General features: G+C 61.2%; 2 pseudogenes. Both read left to right on the forward strand.

The features are described from left to right. Positions 1–37: 37 nt before the first annotated feature. Positions 38–1012, forward strand: a pseudogene (locus tag ACRXB1_RS34655) (allantoate amidohydrolase); the annotation flags it as partial. A 51-nt stretch (positions 1013–1063) separates the two neighbouring features. Next, positions 1064–2263 (forward strand): annotated as a pseudogene (locus ACRXB1_RS34660) (NAD(P)-dependent oxidoreductase); the annotation flags it as partial. Between the last annotated feature and the right edge of the window lie 101 nt (positions 2264–2364).

Genomic DNA, 2364 nt, shown 5'->3' on the forward strand with positions numbered 1-2364 from the left:
TCGCCCGTCGGTTGCGAGTCCGCGTGCGACCCCGTGACGACCGGCGGGCGGACGCTTCGACGGCATCTATGGCGTGCTTGGTGGTATCGAGGTGATCCGCACGCTCAATGATCGCGGTATCGAGACCGAGCATCCGGTCGAAGTCGTGATCTGGACGAATGAGGAAGGCTCGCGTTTCGCACCGGCCATGGTGGCCTCCGGCGTGTTTGCAGGCGAGTTCACGCTCGACTACGGCCTGTCGCGCAAGGACGTGGATGGCAAGACGATCGGCGAGGAACTGCAGCGAATCGGTTATGCCGGCAGCGAGCCCTGCGGCGGACGAAAGCTGCATGCGGCCTTTGAATTGCACATTGAACAGGGACCGATTCTTGAAGCGGAGAACCTGACGATCGGCGTGGTCACCGACGCGCAAGGCCAGCGCTGGTACGAGATCACGCTGACGGGGCAGGAGGCGCATGCGGGTCCTACGCCCATGCCGCGGCGTCGCGATGCATTGCTCGGCGCGTCGCGCGTGGTGGAGCTCGTGAATCGTATCGGGCTCGATAACGCGCCGCTCGCATGCGCGACGGTCGGCATGATGCAAGTGCATCCGAACTCGCGCAACGTGATTCCCGGACGCGTGTTCTTCACCGTCGACTTCCGTCATCCCGATGACGCCGTGCTCGCCAAAATGGATGCCGCGTTGCGTGAAGGCGTGGAGAAGATAGCGAGTGGTATCGGCCTTGAAACGCATCTTGAACAGATCTTCTACTACGCACCCATTGCATTCGATACCGCCTGCGTCGCGTCCGTGCGTGCTGCCGCCGAGCGCTTTGGTTATCCGCACAGGAACATAGTGTCCGGCGCGGGACACGATGCGTGTTACCTGTCGAAGGTCGCACCGACATCGATGGTCTTTGTACCCTGCGTCGACGGGATCAGCCATAACGAGATCGAGGACGCCTCGGAAGAATGGATCGAAGCGGGCGCGAACGTGCTGCTTCACGCCATGCTGGAACGCGCCGGTCAGTAACAAACAAGCGCCGCACCCATAAAAAAATCCCCACAATCAGGAAGGACGCGTATGACCATGAAGCCTACCGGCGACATTGCCCCGCAAAGGCTGTCGCAAGAGCAACTGGCGTGTGAGTTCTCGGACGTGGCGCCGCTCCTCGATGCAACCGCGGCAGCGGCTGCATCGAGCCGTTGCCACTATTGTTACGACGCGCCGTGCATCAATGCGTGTCCTACGAAGATCGATATCCCGAGCTTCATCCGCAAGATCGGCAACGGCAACCTGAAAGGCGCGGCGGTCGATATCCTTTCCGCGAATCCGCTTGGCGGCATGTGCTCGCGTGTGTGTCCAACAGAAATCCTCTGTGAAGGTGCGTGCGTCCGAAATCATAAGGATGACAAACCAGTTGCTATTGGCGCATTGCAGCGCCATGCAACTGATTGGGCGATGAGCCGGGGCGAGCCCTTGTTCAAGCGCGAAGCCGATACCGGACGTCATATCGCCATAGTGGGTGCGGGGCCGGCCGGATTGGCATGTGCGCACAAGCTTGCGCTCGCGGGGCATCGCGTGACGATTTTCGATGCGTTGGCGAAACCCGGCGGTCTGAACGAATATGGGATCGCTGCATACAAGGTGGTGGAGGACTTCGCGCAACGCGAAGTGGAATGGCTTTATTCGGTTGGCGGCATTGAAGTGAAGAACGATGTCATGCTCGGACGCGATATCACGCTCGACGCATTGCGCAAACAGCACGACGCCGTGTTCCTGGCAATCGGACTTGCAGGCGTGCGATCGCTCGAACTCGAAGGCGAGACATTGCAGGGCGTGTACAACGCGGTGGATTTCATCGAACAGGTGCGTCAGGCCGATGACCTCGCAAGCGTGCCGGTCGGACGTCGCGTGGTGGTGATCGGCGGCGGCAACACGGCTATCGACGCCGCCGTACAGAGTCGCAAGCTCGGCGCACAAACGGTGACGATGGCATACCGGCGCGGCGTGGAAACCATGGGCGCGACGTGGGCGGAGCGCGAGTTCGCGCAGCACAACGGCGTGTCGATCATCACGCACGCCAGGCCCGTGCGGTTGCTGAATGCAGGCGATCAGGTGACAGGTGTCGAGTTCGAGAACCCGCAAGGCGAACGCTTCGTGATCGAAGCCGACATGGTGCTGAAAGCCATCGGGCAAACCCTCGTTTCCGACGCTATCGACGCCGATCTGCTCACGCTCGACGGCAACCGCATTGCCGTGGACTCGGGCGGCCGGACATCGACCTGGGTCATGTGATCGAAACGCTCGCAGATGAGCTCGGCGTAAAAAAGCTGATCGTGGAGGGCGGTTCCCATGTAAGCGGTGCGTTCGTGAATGCCGGA

It is taken from the genome of Caballeronia sp. M23-90, assembly GCF_053574605.1.